Raw genomic sequence first — 16,926 nt, 5'->3', positions numbered from 1 at the left:
GATATTGTCACCCCTCGGTTGCCGGGGCGCCCCCTTGAAAAGCGTTGCCTTCAACGTAATCGCATGGGTCTTCCTGCATTTGCAGATGCAAACCGTCTCCGTCATATGGGTGCGCGCGGGCCAGGTCTTCATCGACATCGATCCCAAGGCCCGGAGCATCCGGGGCGGCGACAAAACCATTCTCGACCCGGATCGAGCCCTTGATCAGTTGATCGTGGAAAGGTGTTTCGATGGTTTCCAGAAGCAGCAGGTTGGGAATGGACGCCGCCAGATGAATATTGGCGGCCCATTCCACCGGACCGGCATACAGGTGCGGAGCCATCTGCGCGTTGAAGATCTCGGCCAAGGCCGCGACTTTCTTCATCTCCCAGATTCCGCCTGCGCGTCCCAGGGCCGGTTGCAGGATTTCGGCGGCTCCGGCGCGCAGGACGGCTCCGAATTCGGCCTTTGTGGTCATCCGCTCTCCGGTTGCAACCGGAATGCGTACATTGCGCGCGACGCGGGCCATGTCTTCGATATTGTCCGGCGGCGTAGGTTCTTCGAACCACAGGGGTTGGTATGGTTCCAACGCCTGCCCCAGGCGAATTGCACCGGCTGTGTTGAACTGGCCATGGGTACCGAACAGCAGATCGGCCCTGTCCCCCACGGCCTCGCGGATCGCCTTGCAGAAGGCGACGGACATGGAAATGTCGCGCATCGCGGGCATGTGCCCGCCGCGGATGGTATAGGGGCCTGCGGGGTCGAATTTCACGGCGGTGTAGCCACGGCTTACCATTTCCGCCGCCGTTTCACCGGCCTGTTCGGCAGAGGTCCAGAAATCGTTCAGGTTGTGCTGGGGCAGGGGGTAAAGGTAAGTATAGGCCCGGATCCGGTCATTCATCCTGCCGCCCAGCAGCGCATGCACCGGCCTGTCGCGATCTTTGCCCAGAATGTCCCAGCAGGCGATTTCCAACCCCGAGAATGCGCCCATCACCGTCAGGTCCGGGCGCTGCGTAAAGCCGCTGGAATAGGCGCGGCGGAACATGAGTTCAATGTTTTCGGGGTTTTCTCCCAACATATGCCGGTCGAACACGTCCTGAATGACATGACGCATCGCTTCGGGGCCTACGGACGAGGCATAACATTCACCCCATCCCGTGATGCCGGTATCGGTCGTCACTTTGACAAGTATCCAGTATCGCCCTCCCCAGCCAGGTGCGGGCGGGGCGGTGACGATGACGTCTAGATCCTGAAGTTTCATCCCAAATCCTTTCGGTGGGTCAGGTCCTGTCGAACAGGATCACATTTCGCTTGGCCGATCCGGTTTTGGTGTCGGCGATGGCCTCGTTGATCTGATCCAGAGACCAGCGGCCCGAGATCAGCTCGTCCAGTTTCAACCGCCCTTGCTTATACAGGTCCACCATCCAGGGTATGTCGCGCTGAATGACCACGTCGCCCATTTTCGACCCGACGACACCCTGGCCCAGGGCTGCCAATACAACAGGTTCATAGCTGGCCATGTCACCGGAATGTGGCATCCCGATCATGATCGCCTTGCCGCCGCGCCCAAGATAACGCGGAGCCTGATCATAAGCGGGAACCGCGCCGACAGTGATCAGAACGGCATCGGCGCCGCGCCCCCCCAGCGCCCTGTATGCGGCTTTCCAAGGTTGATCCAAGCTGGCAAGGACGCCGTGGGTTGCGCCGAACTCTTTGGCGATCTCAAGCTTTTCTTCGGTCATGTCCACGGCCACGATCCGCCGGGCGCCTGCAATCCGCGCGCCTTGAATTGCGTTCAGGCCTACACCGCCCGCCCCAATGACCACCACGTCCTGACCGGGGCGCACGCCTGCCGCATTCACCGCAGCGCCGACCCCGGTGATCACACCGCAGGACAGCAGGCTGGCCAGTTCCTTGGGCAGGTCATCCGGGATTTTGACGATCTGGCGGTGGCTTACCACGACCTTTTCGGCAAAGGCCCCGCATGCCATCGCCTGTTCGAGCGGGCCGCCATCGCCTGTTTTCAACGGACCTTTGACAGTGTCGTAGGGTGTTTCGCAAATTGTCGGTTGCCCGCCCGCGCAAGCAGGGCAAGACCCGCAGGCGCGGATCAGGGTCACCACCACAGGGTCGCCGACCTTGAAATCCCCGGCCGCCTCTCCGACTGCGGTGATCACGCCTGCGGCTTCGTGCCCGTAAACGGCTGGCAGGAACCCTCCCCATGCGCCTTCGGCATAGGAAATGTCCGAATGGCAGATGGCCACGGCATCCAGTGTCACCTCGACCTCGCCCGTGCCGGGGGGTGCCAGATGAACGTCTTCGATCACCAGTGGCTCGCCAAATGCCCGGCAGACTGCGGCTTTGATTTTTTGCATGTTGTCCCTCACTCCCGTTGGGTTCACGGTGGCGCGGGAAAAGGCGGCTCGCAAGGCAGAAACCGCCATTTGCGTGTCGTTGTTACGCTACGACAGACCGGGACCGTCTAAACAGAAGGAACCCTGCCAGCATCAACAAGAGTGCCAGCAGAAAAGGGGCGCCGGGCAGGTAGAGCGGGGTGTCAGGTCGAATGAACTGCGCGAATACGCTGGTCATCACCAACGGTGAGATCACCATCGAAAGCGCATGCAACGCAGTCAGGACACCTTGCAATTCGCCTTGCTGCGAATCTGGTGTGGCCCGTGACATCATCGCCTGAAGGGCGGGTGTGATGACCGCCCCAATGGCCGTAATCGGAATGAGAAGCAGTGCGATCAGGCCGTTGGTCAGAAAGGCCAGAATGGCGAAGCTCATGATTTCAAAGATCATGCCATAGATGATTGTTGCCCGCTCGCCCAAAAGCCGGATGGCCGGGCGGATCAGACCGCCTTGCACGACGGCCATGCCGATACCATAGATTCCAAGCGACAGGCCGATCATCTGCGCGGACCAACCGAAGCGCTCGGTCGTGAAATAGGACCAGATGGCCGGATAGACGTAGATTGAAACCGAATACAGGAAATAGACCCACAGCATCGGCCGGATGCCGGGCAATGATGCTATGGCGCGAAGCGAGTTCACCGGGTTCGCGCGTCGCAGGTTGAAGGCACGCCTGTTTTCATCGGTCACCGTTTCGGGCATCACGAAATATCCGATGCAGAAGGTCAACGCCGCCAAACCCGCAGCAGCCCAGAATGGTGCACGGGTTCCAAATTCGCTTAGCAATCCGCCGATCACCGGACCCAGAACGAACCCCACGCCAAATGCCGCGCCCAGAAGGCCGAAATTTGCGGCCTTGTCTTTTGGGGCGGACACATCGGCCATGAAAGCCGCCGCTGTCGAATGGGTGGCCGCCGTGATGCCGCCGACGATACGTCCGACCAGCAAAAGCCAGATGCTGCCCGCCATGGCCATGACGACGTAGTCCAGCGCCATGACGAACAAGGACACCAGCAATACCGTTCTGCGCCCGTAAGCATCGGAAAGGTTTCCCAGAATGGGGCCGAAGATGAATTGCATCGCGGCAAAGGCTGTGCTCAGCACACCGCCCCAGATCGCGGCATTGGCCAGGGTGCCGCCCTGAACCTCGACAATCAGTTGCGGCATGATCGGCATCACAAGACCAATGCCCATAGCATCGATCATGACGATGCCGAGGATGAAGAAAAACGGCAGACGCATGGGACCTGAACAAATGAGTTGTGAGCGGCACCCTAGTCATGCCCGACGAATGAGGAAAGAGACAGTTCCGCCGGACACCCAATGTCGTTGCGGCAGGTTGCTAGAGTTTGCCCGCTAGTTCGGACAGAAGCTCAGCCAATTCCTGCGGATGTGAAAAAAACGGCGAATGCGAGCTGTCGATTGTACGTCGAAGATTTTCGGGGACGCAGGCGCTCATGTCTGCCTGGTACTCGGTCGGTATCGTGTGGTCGTCGGTTGTTCGGATATAGGCCTTGGGGACCTTGGCAAAGCGTGGGCCGATAGGCAGCGGTGTTTCTTGTGGCAGGATGGCTTGCGGACACAGGCGCGCGTATGCGTATGGCAGGATGTCGTCCGGGCAATCGTGATAAAACAGCTGTGGGATCGCATCCACGGACACGGTATAGGAAAGCCCGTCCGCAGATTTTTCCACTGCGTGCGCAATGGTTTGCCGCGGCCCGCGCCTGCGCATTTCCGCCATCGAAAGACCATCCCGAGGGACATAGGCACACAGGTAAATCAAGGCGCGCATCGCATCCGGGCGCGCCTCGGCCGCTGCGCTGATCGGAAAGCCGGCCCAGGAATGGCCGACGACGATCGTATCGGGTGTACAGGCGTTCAAAATGGCATCGCGGCAACTGTCCAGCGTGACGTCGGCCACCGGCGTGGGGTCTGCACCATGGCTGGGCATGTCGATGGCGCGGGCGGTATGGCCCAGGGCTTCCAAAGCGGGGATCAGGTCGCGCCAGCACCAGGCGCCGTGACACGAGCCATGGACCAACAGGAAGGACGTCATTGTCATTCTCCTTCAGACATGTCCGATCTCGGTCAGAAATCCGGTCAGGATTTCTGCGTATTCCGCGGGTTTCTCAACGCAAGGCAAATGTCCGGCGCGGCGGATCAGCCGAAATCGGGATCCGGGAACAAGATCAATCGTTTCCCGCACCAGATCGGGCGGGGTCGATCCGTCTTCGCTGCCCGCAATCCCAAGCGTGGGCAGGCGCAGGCCGCTTGTGGGGGTATAAAAGTCGGTACCGGCAATGGCGGCACAGCAGCCCAGATACCCTTCGACTGGTTGGTTGACCATCATATCGCGCCAGGGCAGGTGGTTTTGGGCGCGGCGGAATTCGCGCGAGAACCAACGCTCCATCGTGGCATCGGCCAGAGCCTCGATCCCGCCCTTTCGCACCGCCTGAATACGCTCTTGCCAGATCGAAGGCGTGGCGATCTTGGCAGCGGTGTTCGACAGCACCAGCGCACGAATCTGGTCCATGCGTTTGACCGCCAGCCCCTGCGCGATCATTCCGCCAATCGAGAGGCCGAAAAAGACGCAATCGCGAACCTGAAGGTGATCCAGCAGCGCCTCGGCATCCCGCACCAAAGCGCCCATCGAATAAGGTGCAGGGGGCACCGAGGATTGCCCGTGCCCACGCTTGTCATACCGGATGATGCGCAGCCCGTCGGGCATGTATGGCAGCACCGCATCCCAAAGATGCAGGTCGGTTCCCAGGGAATTGGCAAACACAATGGGTGCACCGTCCGTGGGGCCGTCGATGCGATAATTCAGTTTCACGTCGCCCAGATCAGCGATCATCATGACAAAGGTCCTTGTCGTCATGCGGTCCTGATGCAATTTGCACAGCTTTCGCACCCATGTCAGGTCAGGAATTCCAACGCCTTAGCAAATATTCCAGGATCGACATTCCCGCCCGATGTGACGACGATCACGTCGTCGCCTTCGATCTCGTCGCCCCGGAAAAGGGCCGCGGCCAGGGCTACGGCGCCGCCGGGTTCCAACACGATTTTGAGGCGCAGAAAGGCATATGCCATCGCCTGCAATGCCTCGTCTTCGGTGACAGAGAGTCCGGGGCCGCAAAGACGATGAAGGATCGGAAAGGTGATATCGCCGGGCTGCGGTGTCAGGATCGCATCGCATATGTTACCCGACGCCGCATTGTTGTGTTGAATGCGACCTGACGCCAAGGATCGTTTGACGTCGTCGAACCCTTCCGGCTCGCAGGCGCGCGCCCGCAAATTTGGCGCGTTTTTCTCTAGCGCCAGCGCAATGCCCGAGGTCAAACCTCCGCCGCCGCAACAGATCAGAACATCCGCCTGCGAAACCCCAATTTCCGCTGCCTGCCTGGCGATTTCCAGCCCGGTTGTGCCTTGCCCCGCGATGACCTGCGGTTCGTCATAGGGGCGGATCAGGGTCAGACCACGTTCGGCAGCGATGGCCTCGCCTATTTCCTCTCGTTTTTCATTCGCACGATCGTACAAAACGACTTCGCCGCCCAGCGCGCGAGTATTGTCGATCTTGAGTTGCGGCGCGTCCGACGGCATGACAATGACCGAGGCAATCCCGTGCTTCGACGCGGCCATCGCAACGCCTTGCGCATGGTTGCCTGATGAATATGCGATCACGCCGCGCTGGCGAATGCCCTCATCCAGCGCCGAAATGGCCGACCACGCGCCGCGAAACTTGAAACTGCCGGTATGTTGCAGGCATTCCGGTTTGACCCAAATCCGGCGGCCCGCAAGCGTGTCGAGAAAGGGCGACGACAGGATCGGCGTTTCGCGAACGTGTCCTTTCAGCCGCTCTGCGGCGGCTTCGATCATCTCAAATGTGCTCATGCGGCGTTCTTCAATACCTTCTGTATCAGGTCCAGTGATTGGGGTTCGTTCAGGAACGGAACATGCCCGCGATCCGGTACCTCGACCGAGATCAGGTCCGGGTGTCGGTGCCGCATCTCGGCCAGAGTGTCCGCGCCCAGAACATCGGAATTCGCGCCCCGGATCACACCGGTGGGACTGCCGCGCAAGGCTTCGAAGAACACCCATAGATCAGGGGCTGCCCCGCTTGCAGCTTGTTCAAGAAGCGCCTTGCGCAGGGCAGGATCATATCGCAGCTTCAGCCCGTCTTCGTGCATTTCATACTGAAATTCTGCCTGTTTGCGCCAGGTTTCCAGTGGAACACCGGGAAATTGCGGCTCCATTACGTGTTTCAATGCGGCGGCGGCTTCATCATAGGTTTTGGCCGTGGGCTGGGCCCCCACGTAGGCCATGATCTTGGCGATACCTGACGGCTCGATAACTGGCCCCACGTCATTCAGAATTACGGCGGCCAGACGTTCGGGGTGGCTTGCGGCCAGCGCCATGGCGATCAGCCCGCCGCGCGATGTTCCCAGAATGACTGCTTTGGCGATCCCCAGATGATCGAGCAGCTCAATCGCGTCATGGGATTCGCGGAAAATATTGTAGTTCATGAAATCGGCGTCGTATTCCGAACGCCCGCGCCCCCTGTAATCCATGGCGATCATGCGCAGGCCCGAGGCATGTGGCGCAAAAAACGAAAAGTCGCGGCTGTTTCGGGTCAGACCGGCCAGACACAAAAGCGGCGTGCCGGTGCCGGTCTCTTCGAAGTAGATGCGCCTGCCGTCCGTTGTCATGAATTCTGACATCAGAGACCGGCAAGCTTGGGAATCGAGGTCAGATCGGACAGCACATGTGCAGGTGTCCAGGGTAGGCGATCCATGGGTTCACCAATTCGATTGACCCATGCGGTCACAAAACCGTAACCGCTTGCCCCGGCAGCGTCCCAGCCGTTCGAACTGACGAACAAGACCTCATCGCGTGCGCAGCCAAACCTGTCTTGCACCAGATCATAGACACGGGCGTGGGGTTTGAAGATGCCGACGCTTTCGACCGACAGAACATCATCCAATACATCGCCGATTCCGGCGGACTTTACGGCTCCGTCCAGCATGGGGGGCGACCCGTTGGACAGGATCGCCGTTTGCAGCCCACCATCCTTGAGGGCTTTCAGCATGGCCGGAACTTCGGGATAGGCCAGCAATTCCCAATAGAGATCAAGCAGACGTTGTCGCAGTTCCGGGTTGCCTTGCAGGCCTGCGGCCTCCAGAGCCCAATCCAGCCCGTCCTGGGTGACGTCCCAGAAATCCGCATGCGCATCCGCCACGGCGCGCAGCCACGTGTATTGCAGTTGTTTCAGACGCCAATGCCCCGCAACTTTGGTCCATTTGTCTTTCAGGGCTTCGAAACCCGGCTCGTCTGCCGCCTGTCGAGCAGCCGCGGCAACATCGAACAATGTTCCGTAGGCGTCGAACACACAGGTCGTGATCGGCATATGGTCCTCCTTAGATTGCGCGCAGGTTTGCACATCGGCGCAGGGGGTGAAAGAGCCGAGGGTTTACAACATTGTGTCAACCTATAGGGTTGGCCGCTCAACCCCTTGGAACGGCCGGAGGCCACGATGACCGAAATCAAACAAGGCGACACGGTTCGCATCCACTACACCGGGACGTTGCTGGACGGCAAAGTCTTTGACAGCTCGGACGGGCGGGATCCGTTGGAATTCGTGGTCGGGTCGGGCCAGATCATCCCCGGTCTGGACCGTGCCATGCCGGGCCTGTCCACCGGGGACAAGACGCGGGTCGAGATTGCCTGCACCGACGCCTACGGCCCGATCAACCCTGCGATGCGTCAGGAAATTCCCCGTGAAGGCATTCCAGACGACATCCCCCTGGATCCCGGGACACAGTTGCAGATGCAAACGCCAGAAGGTCAGGCCGTGCCTGTAACGGTTGTGGATTCAAACGAAGCCACTGTTACCCTGGATGCAAATCATCCGCTGGCAGGGCAGGATCTGGTTTTCGAGATCGAAGTCGTTTCAGTCAACTGAGACATGGATCGGGCCGGGTGTCCGGCCCGGATCTCACCCTATCAGAGTGTGAATCGCGGCCCGCACCTGTGGCTGCGTAAAGAAGACAAATACCAGCAGCAGCGAAGTCAACGTAAGCAATAGCACCCTGGCCCGTTGGCTGAGAAAGCCGGGCTTTCGCCTGCTTTGCGTCACGCGTGCATTATTTGCAATGATTTGGTCAAGTTTGCTCATATCGATTACCTGCCGCTTAATGATGGTAAAATCTGGGCAGCGGCAGGGAAAGATATGGTCACATGGATTCGGGTTGAGGCATGCCCAGAACGTGGAAACCACCGTCAACGCGGATGATCTCACCCGTCGTGCAGGCACCGGCATCTGACGTCAGGTACACAGCCGTTCCGCCGACAGCTTCAAGTGTGGCGTTAGAGCGCATCGGTGCATTCTGATCGCAGAATTTGTAGGTCTTGCGTGCGCCGCCGATGGCTGCACCGGCAAGGGTTCTCATCGGCCCCGGGGAAATCGCATTCACGCGGATGCCATCGGGGCCAAGATCGTTGGCCAGATAGCGCGTTGCCGATTCCAGCGCAGCCTTTGCGACACCCATCACGTTGTAGTTGGGCACAACCCGGTTGGAACCCTGATAAGTCAGGGTCAGCAGGGAACCGCCATTGTCTTTCATCAACGGATAGGCGCGGCGCGCGACCTCGATGAAGGAATAGGCCGAAACATCCATCGAATGCTTGAAATTCGCCCGTGTGGTATTCAGGAACCGACCTGTCAACTCGGACTTATCCGAATAGGCGATAGCATGGACCAGGAAATCTATGGTGGGCCAACGTTCGGCCAGCTCGCCAAAAGCGCGATCCAGCGACTCGTCGTCGGTGACATCCGCATCGACCATGAAATCGCTGCCCAGGCTCTGAGCCAACGGCTCCAGCCGTTTTCCGAATGCCTCGCCCTGATAGGTGAATGCCAGTTCGGCGCCAGCCTCGTGCATGGCCTTGGCAATGCCCCACGCAATCGAGCGGTCATTGGCCACGCCCATGATCAGGCCGCGTTTACCTTTGAGGAGATCCGACATTACTTTCACCCGTTATACTTTGAAAGAACCATGGACCCGTTTGTGCCGCCAAAGCCGAAGCTGTTGGTCATGACACTGTCCAGTCCTGCGTTTTCAACCACTTGAGTTGCAATTTCACCGGGCTGAATGCCTTCGGCAAGCGTGTCGACATTGATCGATGGTGTAATGAAATCATTTTCCAGCATCAGCAGGCAGAAAATAGTTTCAAGCGCGCCCGCCGCGCCCTGAGCGTGGCCTGTCATCGACTTGGTCGAGGAGATGGGGGGTACGTTGCCTTCGCCAAAGATGCGGCGCACCGCCTCTACCTCTCCCACATCGCCGACGGGGGTCGAGGTGCCGTGGGCATTGATATAGCCGACCTTGCGCCCCTCGGGCAGGGTACTCAGAGCAAGTCTCATCGCGCGCTCGCCGCCCTCACCTGAAGGGGCCACCATGTCGTGGCCGTCTGAAGTTGCGGCATAACCCGTAACTTCAGCATAAATCTTGGCGCCGCGGGCCAGCGCGTGGTCCAGCTCTTCCAAAACAACGATTCCACCGCCGCCCGAAATCACGAAACCATCGCGGTTTTCGTCGAACGCGCGCGAGGCTTTATCGGGTGTGTCATTATACTTCGACGACATCGCGCCCATTGCGTCGAACAGGCAGGAAAGCGTCCAGTCCAGTTCTTCTCCGCCGCCGGCGAACATGACGTCCTGCTTGCCAAGCATGATCTGTTCGGCCGCGTTGCCGATGCAATGCAGCGAGGTCGAGCAGGCCGACGTGATCGAATAGTTGATGCCCTTGATCTTGAACGCGGTCGCCAGGTTGGCCGAGATCGTCGAGCACATGCATTTCGGCACGGCAAACGGCCCGATCCGCTTGGTCGCGCCCGTCTTAAGAACGGTCTGATGCGCCGTCAGCATCGCGCTGGTCGAAGGTCCGCCAGAGCCCGCAACCAGTCCGGTGCGTGGATTGACGATCTGGTCTTCGGTCAGCCCGGAATCGGCAATCGCCTGGCTCATGGCGATATGTGCATAGGCGGCCCCGGGACCCATGAAGCGCAATGTACGCTTGTCCACATGCTGGGCCACGTCGATCTTGAGCGTTCCCGCGATCTGGCTGCGAAAACCATGTTCCACCATCTGTTCGCTGGCCACGATCCCGGATTTACCTGCTTTGAGCGAGGTCAGAACCTCTTCGGCATTGTTCCCGATCGAGGACACAACCCCCAGACCGGTGACGACTACTCGACGCATGTGCGCACTCCTTGTTTCAGACCGTTCGGGCTCAGGCCTCGGATAGAACGACCTTCATGTCCTTGACATCATAAATCATCTCGCCATCGGCTTCGACAATGCCATCCGCCACACCCATTGTCAGGCGGCGCGTTTGAATCGCTTTTTTGAAATCGATTTTGTACGTCAGCATCTTGCGGTCCGGGCGCACCATGCCGGTTAGCTTTACTTCGCCGACGCCAACGGCCATGCCGCGCCCCTGCCATCCACGCCAGCCAAGGTTGAAACCGGTCAGTTGCCAAAGCCCGTCCAGCCCCAGACAGCCCGGCATGATCGGGTTGCCCGGAAAGTGGCACTCAAAAAACCAAAGGTCGGGTGTGATGTCGAATTCGGCCAGCACATGGCCCTTGCCGTGCAGACCACCATCGGCAGAGATGTCGGTGATCCGGTCCATCATCAGCATCGGTGGGGCGGGCAATTGTGCGTTGCCGGGGCCAAATAACTCACCGCGAGCGCATTTCAGCAGATCATCTTTGTCAAAACTGCTAGGGAACTGGGCCATTCTGCCACCTTTCCTGCCGGGGGTCTGTCTTTACATCTGGCTTCGTCTAACACCCGTTTGCAAGGTCCTGCAAGAGCGGCGCGCCACATCATGTTGTGTTGGTTCTTATCTTGCGAATGAATTTCATTTGTAATTGCCGGTGATGCGCCCCTATATATAAAGGCAGCAATAACGGGTATCGGATCAATGACACCTCAGAGCCGCGAAATCGCAACAGGTTGGCTGGTGAATGCGGGCTTGCGACCGACGCGTCAGCGCGTGGCGCTGGCCGAGCTTCTGGTGGGCGACGGCCGCCATCGCCATGTCACCGCAGAAAGCCTTTTTGAATCGGCAAAGGCGAACGGGGATGCGGTGTCTCTGGCAACGGTCTACAACACTCTGCGCGCTTTTTGCGATGCCGGTGTGCTGCAAGAAATCACAGTGGACGGATCGAAAAGCTATTTCGACACGAACACGCATGATCACCCCCATTTTTATTGGGAAGACGACGCAAGGCTAAGTGATGCGCCGTCGGATCAGCTGGTCATTCAGCGCCTTCCCGAGGCGCCGGAAGGTGTCGAAATCGCGTCTGTCGATGTCGTCATTCGCTTGCGCAAGAAGTAAAAGACCTTAAACGCCTGCCAGCCCGGCCACCAAAACACGTTCGGCCTTTTCTATGACCGTGTCAGAGGGTCCCGTTCCGTGCCGTGCCAGAACGACGGATTCTGCTGTTTCCGGATTGGCAATCGGTACGCTGACCAGATGCTTGTTGTCATAACTGAAGCTGCTGGGTGGGCTGGCATAGCTGATCCCGATTCCCTCACCATGGGCGGCAAGGCTGCGTTGAATCTCAAGGGATGCCGCCCGGTGCGCGACGGTAGGGCGCAGCCCGTTTTGCCGGAACAGGCCGAGAATGTGTTGGGCGGACAAACCTTCCGAAGACAGAATCAGGGGATAACCTTCCAGCGCTGCAAGGGTGACTTCCGCAGTGGTTGCCAATGGGTGATCCGGGGACATCAACACCTTCGGTCTGCTGTCGAACAGCTTTGTACGGGCGAACCCCGCATCCATGGTCAGGTCGTATGTGATTGCGATGTCAATCTGGCCATCCATCAATCCATTCAGCAGCCCTTCGAAGGACCCGGCCACATATGTAAGGTTGATATCGGTGAACCTGTCGCGGAGAAGTTGCAGGGCAGGGGCCAAAAGGAAGGGGGCCAGGTCCGTAAAGCAGCCCAATCGCAGCCTGGAGGTGCCCGGCGCGGAGGTATCGGACGTTTCGATTCGCGCAGCATTTTTCAGCAAGACCTCGGCCTGGTCTATGAACGTACGTCCCTGAGGTGTCAGTGCCATGGCTGCGCCTCGGCGGCGAACGAACAGCGGATACCCCAAATGGGCTTCAACGCGCGTCAGCGCATTGGACAAGGCCGGTTGCGAAACATTGAGATGCTGGGCTGCCGCCGACAAACTGCCGTGACGCCCGACTGCACAGACATATTCATATTGGCGCAGCGAAATATATAACATGAGCTTAATAATAACTTCGAAAGATATGATTTGAACAGAATACATTTTTCCGGGCAAAAACAAAAAAACTTCAGGAGCTTCCGATGCCACACCCTCTTGTTTCTCAGCAGATGATCGACACTTATCAGTTCGACGGCGTCGTACTGGTCAAAGGGCTGTTTGCGGATCACGTGGAACAACTGCGCGATGGTGTGGCCGCGAATATGGCCGATCCCGGTCCCTATGCCTCGGAAAACAAGAAGGCGGGTGAAACAGGTCGTTTCTTTGATGATTACTGCAATTGGACCCGGATTCCGCAGTTCCGCGACGTGATCGAGACGTCTCCCGCAGCTGAGGTTGCCGCGGATCTGATGCAATCGAGACGCGTTCAGATGTTTCACGATCACGTGCTGGTCAAGGAACCCGGTACGTCGATGGCGACACCGTGGCATCAGGACGGCCCATATTATTTCGTCGAGGGTCAGCAAACGATCAGCTTCTGGTCTCCGCTTGATCCGGTCAGGCAGGCGACGCTGCGGTGTGTCGCCGGGTCGCACCGATGGGAGAAAGAAGTTCTGCCGACCCGATGGGTTTCCGAGGACGGCTTTTTCCCGGATGAAGGTCAGTACATCCCCGTGCCGGATCCGGATGCCGAAGGTATGAAGATCGTCGAATTCGAGATGGAGCCCGGCGATGCCGTCGCTTTCAACTATCGCACGCTGCACGGCGCGCGCGGAAATCAGTCGGACAGCCGTCGCCGCGCCTTTTCACTGCGGCTGGTGGGCGACGATGCCCGGTATGTAGAGCGCCCCGGCCGAACCTCGCCCCCGTTTCCCGGTCATGACATGACGCCGGGACAGCGCCTGCGCGAGGATTGGTTTCCGATCTTGTTGCAGCGTCAGGCCGGCTCAGAACCACTGGCCTGATTCGATCAGCCCGAGATCCAGCAGCTGGCGGGACTGCCATTCAAACGGCACCGAGTTGCGCCAGCGAAAGCTTCGGATGTCAAAGGTTGACCCTGCATTGGATTTCAGCGCCTTTGCGGCACGGAAGGAACAAATGGCGGCCGTCAGGTTGTGATGCCAGGGGCAGGAATAGGTATTGTATTCCGGTTCGTTGAAGGTGTGATCGGGTCTCAGCACCAAGTTTTTTTGCGCTTTGAACAATGCGATGCGGTCGATTCTGCGACGTTCGTAGGGAATGTGGTCTTCGAACCGCCATCGCAACCCGCCGGAAAGATCCATCTGACGGTCCAGCGGTTGGCCGCTTGGGTCGTGGCGGGTATGGGCATAATACCCAACGCTGTCGAACATGGCCTGATCGGGGGCCACGCCATTGGGATGTGCGGTCAGGTCCTCGGCGTACAGGTCAATGACATAGCTGAGCATCGCATTGCGACGCTCTTCACCATGAAAGACAAGCATCTCGCCCACGCTGCGCGTTTCGCAGTAGGGAAAGAACAGGTATTCGGCGTTGTAGCAATAATACATCCAGATGCCGGGTGCGGCCTGAATGATCCTGTTTATGGTTTCGAACACGACCAGCCGGGGAACACATTTCAAATTGACCCGATGCACCTTGGCCGACAGGTCCTCTGCCAGGTGAAACTCGTCCGGGGCAAAGACGATGACGGATTTGAAACCCAGCCTCAGATGATGGTGCAGCGTGCTGGCCAGCTCCACGTCGTCCTCGGCAAAAATCAATGCTACGGGGCCTTTGGACAGTGCGGCCTGTCCCGATTTCAGGAAATGGTCGAGGGAATCGTACGTCATCGGGTGCTTTTTGGTCCGGCCTTGCTGGAAAGTCCTGCCAAATTCGGGTAATTGCGCCCGCATTGCAAGCGGCGTTCGAAGCGTATAGATGACGCCGATCCAGCGAATGCAAAGGCCCGTCCCATGTCCGAACCGAAGAAGCTGTTTATCAAGACTTATGGCTGTCAGATGAACGTCTACGACAGTGAACGCATGTCCGAGGCGCTGGGCGGGCAGGGCTATGTCGAAACCAAAACGCCTGACGATGCCGACATGATTCTGCTGAACACCTGTCACATCCGCGAAAAAGCGGCTGAGAAAGTGTATTCGGAACTCGGTCGCTTCAAGGGTCTGAAGGCCGAAAAGCCTGACCTGAAAATCGGTGTGGCAGGCTGTGTTGCGCAGGCCGAAGGTGAAGAAATCATGCGCCGCCAGCCGCTGGTCGATCTGGTCGTCGGGCCGCAAAGCTATCACCGTCTGCCCGAGATGGAGGCCAGGACCCGTGCGGGCGAAAAGGCGCTGGACACCGATTTCCCCGAGGAAGACAAGTTCGAAAAACTGAAAAACCGTCCCAAGGCCAAACGCGGCCCGACGGCGTTTCTGACCGTTCAGGAAGGGTGCGACAAGTTCTGCGCCTTCTGCGTGGTGCCTTATACGCGTGGGGCCGAAGTCAGCCGCCCTGCGGATCGCATCATCCGCGAAGCCCATGATCTGGTTGAACGCGGCGTGCGCGAGATCACGCTGCTGGGCCAGAACGTGAACGCCTATCACGGGGCCGGCCCCGACGGAGACATGACCCTGGCCGGGCTGATCTGGGAACTGAACAAGGTTGACGGGCTGGAACGTATTCGTTTCACCACGTCGCACCCCAATGACATGGCCGACGACCTGATCGAGGCACATGGCAGCTGTGAGAAACTGATGCCGTATCTGCACCTGCCGGTTCAATCGGGCTCGGACCGTATCCTCAAGCGAATGAATCGCAGCCACACGGCAGAAAGCTATCTGCGCCTGATCGAGCGCATTCGTGCGGCGCGCCCGGATATCGTGATGTCAGGGGATTTCATCGTCGGCTTCCCCGAAGAAACCGAAGAGGATTTTCAGGCAACGTTGGATTTGGTTGAAGAGGTCAAATACGGCTACGCCTATTCCTTCAAGTATTCCACACGCCCGGGAACACCGGCGGCCGAGCGGGCTCAGGTTGATCCGGCTGCTGCGGATGATCGGTTGCAGCGCCTTCAGGCCCTTATCACGCGGCACCAAAGGGAAATTCAGGACGGTATGGTCGGTCGTACAGTCCGCGTTTTGTTTGAAAAGCCGGGCCGTCTGCCGGGCCAGATGGTCGGAAAATCCGAGTATCTGCATTCGGTGCATGTGAAGGGCACCGGGATTGCCGTTGGTGATCTGAAAGAGGTCCGGATCACCGACTCGGGCGCCAACTCTTTGGCGGGTGAATTGCTCTGAGTCGGTGAGTTTCCGCCGTTCAGCCACCATAGTTGGTGTTTGTTTCCAAAATTTACCCTTGATTTATTGCTTGGAACTATGCTCCGAGAGGAGCCATGTTTTTTCAGGCGCCGTTTTTGCGTCAAAAAAACGATTATTCGCCGATCCCGAGATCGGAGTGATGGAGGTACGAGTGCCAATCTTGAACAGCTTCAGGACCCTGAGCCTAGTGAAAACCTTGCCTTTGGCCTCGGTTGTCACTTTTTTTGCCAGCGCGACGATTGCCGGAGACCTGAAGGGCACGACAACCGATCCTGTCGTTATCAGCCCCAAAAAGTTCAGCAGTGACGTCAGTGCATTTTATCTGGGGATTGCTGGCGGCTACGCCTCTGGCTGGGACGATCGATTTGGTCTGAGAACGCCCGCCGGGCTGTTTGATATTGGCGACCTGAACGTATCCGGCGCATACGGCGGCTTTCGTGGTGGTTGGCGTGGTGTTCTGCCTTCAAGGTGGGGGCGTGATTTCGTCTATGGTTTTGAAGTGGGATATGATTTTGGATCCTTGGACGACAGTGTCAGGGCCCAGATCGGCGGTTCGAACGTTGAGGGTGGGGCAGAGATATCTGACGTTTTGTCCCTCAAATATCGAAGCGGCCTGACAAGCCGAAACGGTCGGGTTCTGTACTTTTTCAGCGTCGGTTACCTGTGGGGCGATGTTGAAACAACCAACAACATCACATCCGGAGCTACAGTACAGAGCTTTTCGGCATCGGATCGGCGGGGCGGATATACCGCAAGCATCGGTGCCGAACACAAGCTGACAGACAATTGGTCGGTCACCGGCGAATACGAATACGTCCAGTTCAAATCCGAAGACGTTCAATTCGGTTCGGGCTTTTCCACAAAGTCCACACCGAAATACGGCGGCTTGAGATTCGGGCTGAACTATACGTTCTGATGCGCGTCTGACAGGCTTTTTTCTTTTGTATGATCGGCGCTTTTGTCATCTGTGGGCTTATTTTTGAAACTGTGGCTTGCGCCCACCGAGATTTGTT

At 58.4% G+C, this 16,926-nt stretch carries 18 protein-coding genes; 5 read left to right on the top strand and 13 right to left on the bottom strand.

Annotated features, from left to right (window positions below):
- Positions 1 to 7 precede the first annotated feature (7 nt).
- From ACR0E2_RS16245 to ACR0E2_RS16210, 8 genes are all read right to left on the bottom strand, one after another.
- Positions 8 to 1,240 (bottom strand): mandelate racemase/muconate lactonizing enzyme family protein, encoded by a 1,233-nt coding sequence (locus ACR0E2_RS16245; protein ID WP_480447117.1) that lies wholly within the window; start codon positions 1,238 to 1,240, stop codon positions 8 to 10.
- A gap of 19 nt (positions 1,241 to 1,259) precedes the next feature.
- Complete coding sequence (locus ACR0E2_RS16240; RefSeq protein WP_152457148.1) at positions 1,260 to 2,354, bottom strand: Zn-dependent alcohol dehydrogenase; 1,095 nt, start codon at positions 2,352 to 2,354, stop codon at positions 1,260 to 1,262.
- Between the two features lie 82 nt (positions 2,355 to 2,436).
- A complete protein-coding gene (locus tag ACR0E2_RS16235; protein ID WP_480447116.1) occupies positions 2,437 to 3,636 on the bottom strand; it encodes a TCR/Tet family MFS transporter in 1,200 nt (399 codons plus the stop codon).
- 100 nt (positions 3,637 to 3,736) lie between these two features.
- Positions 3,737 to 4,450, bottom strand: coding sequence for an alpha/beta fold hydrolase (locus tag ACR0E2_RS16230; RefSeq protein WP_480447115.1), 714 nt, complete (start codon positions 4,448 to 4,450; stop codon positions 3,737 to 3,739).
- Positions 4,451 to 4,462: 12 nt separating this feature from the next.
- Positions 4,463 to 5,251 carry a 3-oxoadipate enol-lactonase gene (gene pcaD, locus ACR0E2_RS16225; RefSeq protein WP_480447146.1) on the bottom strand — a complete coding sequence of 263 codons (789 nt, stop codon included), beginning with the start codon at positions 5,249 to 5,251 and terminating at the stop codon, positions 4,463 to 4,465.
- Positions 5,252 to 5,310: 59 nt separating this feature from the next.
- On the bottom strand, positions 5,311 to 6,285 hold the full coding sequence (locus tag ACR0E2_RS16220; RefSeq protein WP_480447114.1) for a threonine ammonia-lyase: 975 nt from the start codon (positions 6,283 to 6,285) through the stop codon (positions 5,311 to 5,313).
- The gene (locus tag ACR0E2_RS16215; RefSeq protein ID WP_480447113.1) at positions 6,282 to 7,112 is read right to left on the bottom strand and encodes an alpha/beta fold hydrolase; all 831 of its coding nucleotides are present in this window, start codon (positions 7,110 to 7,112) and stop codon (positions 6,282 to 6,284) included. The genes ACR0E2_RS16220 and ACR0E2_RS16215 overlap by 4 nt, the downstream gene beginning before the upstream one ends.
- Positions 7,112 to 7,798 (bottom strand): haloacid dehalogenase type II, encoded by a 687-nt coding sequence (locus ACR0E2_RS16210; RefSeq protein ID WP_480447112.1) that lies wholly within the window; start codon positions 7,796 to 7,798, stop codon positions 7,112 to 7,114. Before ACR0E2_RS16210 ends, ACR0E2_RS16215 begins: the two co-directional genes overlap by 1 nt.
- Before the next feature lie 126 nt (positions 7,799 to 7,924).
- Between ACR0E2_RS16210 and ACR0E2_RS16205 the strand changes: the two genes are divergently transcribed.
- Positions 7,925 to 8,353, top strand: a complete 429-nt coding sequence (locus ACR0E2_RS16205; RefSeq protein ID WP_171330048.1) for an FKBP-type peptidyl-prolyl cis-trans isomerase — start codon at positions 7,925 to 7,927, stop codon at positions 8,351 to 8,353.
- A gap of 271 nt (positions 8,354 to 8,624) precedes the next feature.
- On the opposite strand, the gene ACR0E2_RS16200 is transcribed toward ACR0E2_RS16205, so the two are convergent.
- Genes ACR0E2_RS16200 through fabA form a run of 3 tightly spaced genes read right to left on the bottom strand, consistent with a single transcriptional unit; the run spans position 8,625 to position 11,192 of the window.
- Positions 8,625 to 9,416, bottom strand: coding sequence for an enoyl-ACP reductase FabI (locus tag ACR0E2_RS16200; protein WP_171170948.1), 792 nt, complete (start codon positions 9,414 to 9,416; stop codon positions 8,625 to 8,627).
- A 5-nt stretch (positions 9,417 to 9,421) separates the two neighbouring features.
- The gene (gene fabB, locus ACR0E2_RS16195) at positions 9,422 to 10,651 is read right to left on the bottom strand and encodes a beta-ketoacyl-ACP synthase I (protein WP_480447111.1); all 1,230 of its coding nucleotides are present in this window, start codon (positions 10,649 to 10,651) and stop codon (positions 9,422 to 9,424) included.
- Positions 10,652 to 10,682: 31 nt separating this feature from the next.
- On the bottom strand, positions 10,683 to 11,192 hold the full coding sequence (gene fabA, locus ACR0E2_RS16190) for a bifunctional 3-hydroxydecanoyl-ACP dehydratase/trans-2-decenoyl-ACP isomerase (RefSeq protein WP_152457158.1): 510 nt from the start codon (positions 11,190 to 11,192) through the stop codon (positions 10,683 to 10,685).
- 186 nt (positions 11,193 to 11,378) lie between these two features.
- Between fabA and irrA the strand changes: the two genes are divergently transcribed.
- Positions 11,379 to 11,795, top strand: a complete 417-nt coding sequence (irrA, locus tag ACR0E2_RS16185; RefSeq protein ID WP_170344907.1) for an iron response transcriptional regulator IrrA — start codon at positions 11,379 to 11,381, stop codon at positions 11,793 to 11,795.
- Between the two features lie 6 nt (positions 11,796 to 11,801).
- On the opposite strand, the gene ACR0E2_RS16180 is transcribed toward irrA, so the two are convergent.
- Positions 11,802 to 12,698: a LysR family transcriptional regulator gene (locus ACR0E2_RS16180; RefSeq protein ID WP_480447110.1), complete on the bottom strand. Its 897-nt coding sequence runs from the start codon at positions 12,696 to 12,698 to the stop codon at positions 11,802 to 11,804.
- An 83-nt stretch (positions 12,699 to 12,781) separates the two neighbouring features.
- Here ACR0E2_RS16180 and ACR0E2_RS16175 point away from each other — a divergent pair, with 83 nt between their 5' ends.
- Positions 12,782 to 13,603: a phytanoyl-CoA dioxygenase family protein gene (locus ACR0E2_RS16175; RefSeq protein WP_480447109.1), complete on the top strand. Its 822-nt coding sequence runs from the start codon at positions 12,782 to 12,784 to the stop codon at positions 13,601 to 13,603.
- Here ACR0E2_RS16175 and ACR0E2_RS16170 read toward each other — a convergent pair.
- The gene (locus ACR0E2_RS16170) at positions 13,586 to 14,449 is read right to left on the bottom strand and encodes a hypothetical protein (protein ID WP_480447108.1); all 864 of its coding nucleotides are present in this window, start codon (positions 14,447 to 14,449) and stop codon (positions 13,586 to 13,588) included. The genes ACR0E2_RS16175 and ACR0E2_RS16170 overlap by 18 nt on opposite strands.
- Before the next feature lie 123 nt (positions 14,450 to 14,572).
- On the opposite strand from ACR0E2_RS16170, the gene miaB reads away from it, so the two are divergent.
- Both miaB and ACR0E2_RS16160 read left to right on the top strand, forming a co-directional pair.
- The gene (miaB, locus tag ACR0E2_RS16165) at positions 14,573 to 15,892 is read left to right on the top strand and encodes a tRNA (N6-isopentenyl adenosine(37)-C2)-methylthiotransferase MiaB (RefSeq protein ID WP_171726655.1); all 1,320 of its coding nucleotides are present in this window, start codon (positions 14,573 to 14,575) and stop codon (positions 15,890 to 15,892) included.
- A 208-nt stretch (positions 15,893 to 16,100) separates the two neighbouring features.
- Positions 16,101 to 16,829, top strand: coding sequence for an outer membrane protein (locus ACR0E2_RS16160; protein ID WP_480447107.1), 729 nt, complete (start codon positions 16,101 to 16,103; stop codon positions 16,827 to 16,829).
- Positions 16,830 to 16,926: the final 97 nt, after the last annotated feature.

This window comes from Ruegeria sp. A4 (assembly GCF_056543025.1).
The sequence above is the reverse complement of the archived record's forward strand: the minus strand, read 5'-3'. Positions and strand labels throughout refer to the sequence as shown.

Bases quoted from the DNA above. Each gene is read 5' to 3' on its own strand.
- ACR0E2_RS16245 (WP_480447117.1), bottom strand. From the start codon at position 1,240: ATGAAACTTCAGGATCTAGACGTCATCGTCACCGCCCCGCCCGCACCT.
- irrA (WP_170344907.1), top strand. From the start codon at position 11,379: ATGACACCTCAGAGCCGCGAAATCGCAACAGGTTGGCTGGTGAATGCG.
- ACR0E2_RS16205 (WP_171330048.1), top strand. From the start codon at position 7,925: ATGACCGAAATCAAACAAGGCGACACGGTTCGCATCCACTACACCGGG.
- fabB (WP_480447111.1), bottom strand. From the start codon at position 10,651: ATGCGTCGAGTAGTCGTCACCGGTCTGGGGGTTGTGTCCTCGATCGGG.
- pcaD (WP_480447146.1), bottom strand. From the start codon at position 5,251: ATGATGATCGCTGATCTGGGCGACGTGAAACTGAATTATCGCATCGAC.
- ACR0E2_RS16220 (WP_480447114.1), bottom strand. From the start codon at position 6,285: ATGAGCACATTTGAGATGATCGAAGCCGCCGCAGAGCGGCTGAAAGGA.
- ACR0E2_RS16240 (WP_152457148.1), bottom strand. From the start codon at position 2,354: ATGCAAAAAATCAAAGCCGCAGTCTGCCGGGCATTTGGCGAGCCACTG.
- ACR0E2_RS16235 (WP_480447116.1), bottom strand. From the start codon at position 3,636: ATGCGTCTGCCGTTTTTCTTCATCCTCGGCATCGTCATGATCGATGCT.
- ACR0E2_RS16200 (WP_171170948.1), bottom strand. From the start codon at position 9,416: ATGTCGGATCTCCTCAAAGGTAAACGCGGCCTGATCATGGGCGTGGCC.
- ACR0E2_RS16170 (WP_480447108.1), bottom strand. From the start codon at position 14,449: ATGACGTACGATTCCCTCGACCATTTCCTGAAATCGGGACAGGCCGCA.
- ACR0E2_RS16175 (WP_480447109.1), top strand. From the start codon at position 12,782: ATGCCACACCCTCTTGTTTCTCAGCAGATGATCGACACTTATCAGTTC.
- ACR0E2_RS16210 (WP_480447112.1), bottom strand. From the start codon at position 7,798: ATGCCGATCACGACCTGTGTGTTCGACGCCTACGGAACATTGTTCGAT.
- ACR0E2_RS16215 (WP_480447113.1), bottom strand. From the start codon at position 7,112: ATGTCAGAATTCATGACAACGGACGGCAGGCGCATCTACTTCGAAGAG.
- ACR0E2_RS16230 (WP_480447115.1), bottom strand. From the start codon at position 4,450: ATGACGTCCTTCCTGTTGGTCCATGGCTCGTGTCACGGCGCCTGGTGC.
- ACR0E2_RS16180 (WP_480447110.1), bottom strand. From the start codon at position 12,698: ATGTTATATATTTCGCTGCGCCAATATGAATATGTCTGTGCAGTCGGG.
- fabA (WP_152457158.1), bottom strand. From the start codon at position 11,192: ATGGCCCAGTTCCCTAGCAGTTTTGACAAAGATGATCTGCTGAAATGC.
- miaB (WP_171726655.1), top strand. From the start codon at position 14,573: ATGTCCGAACCGAAGAAGCTGTTTATCAAGACTTATGGCTGTCAGATG.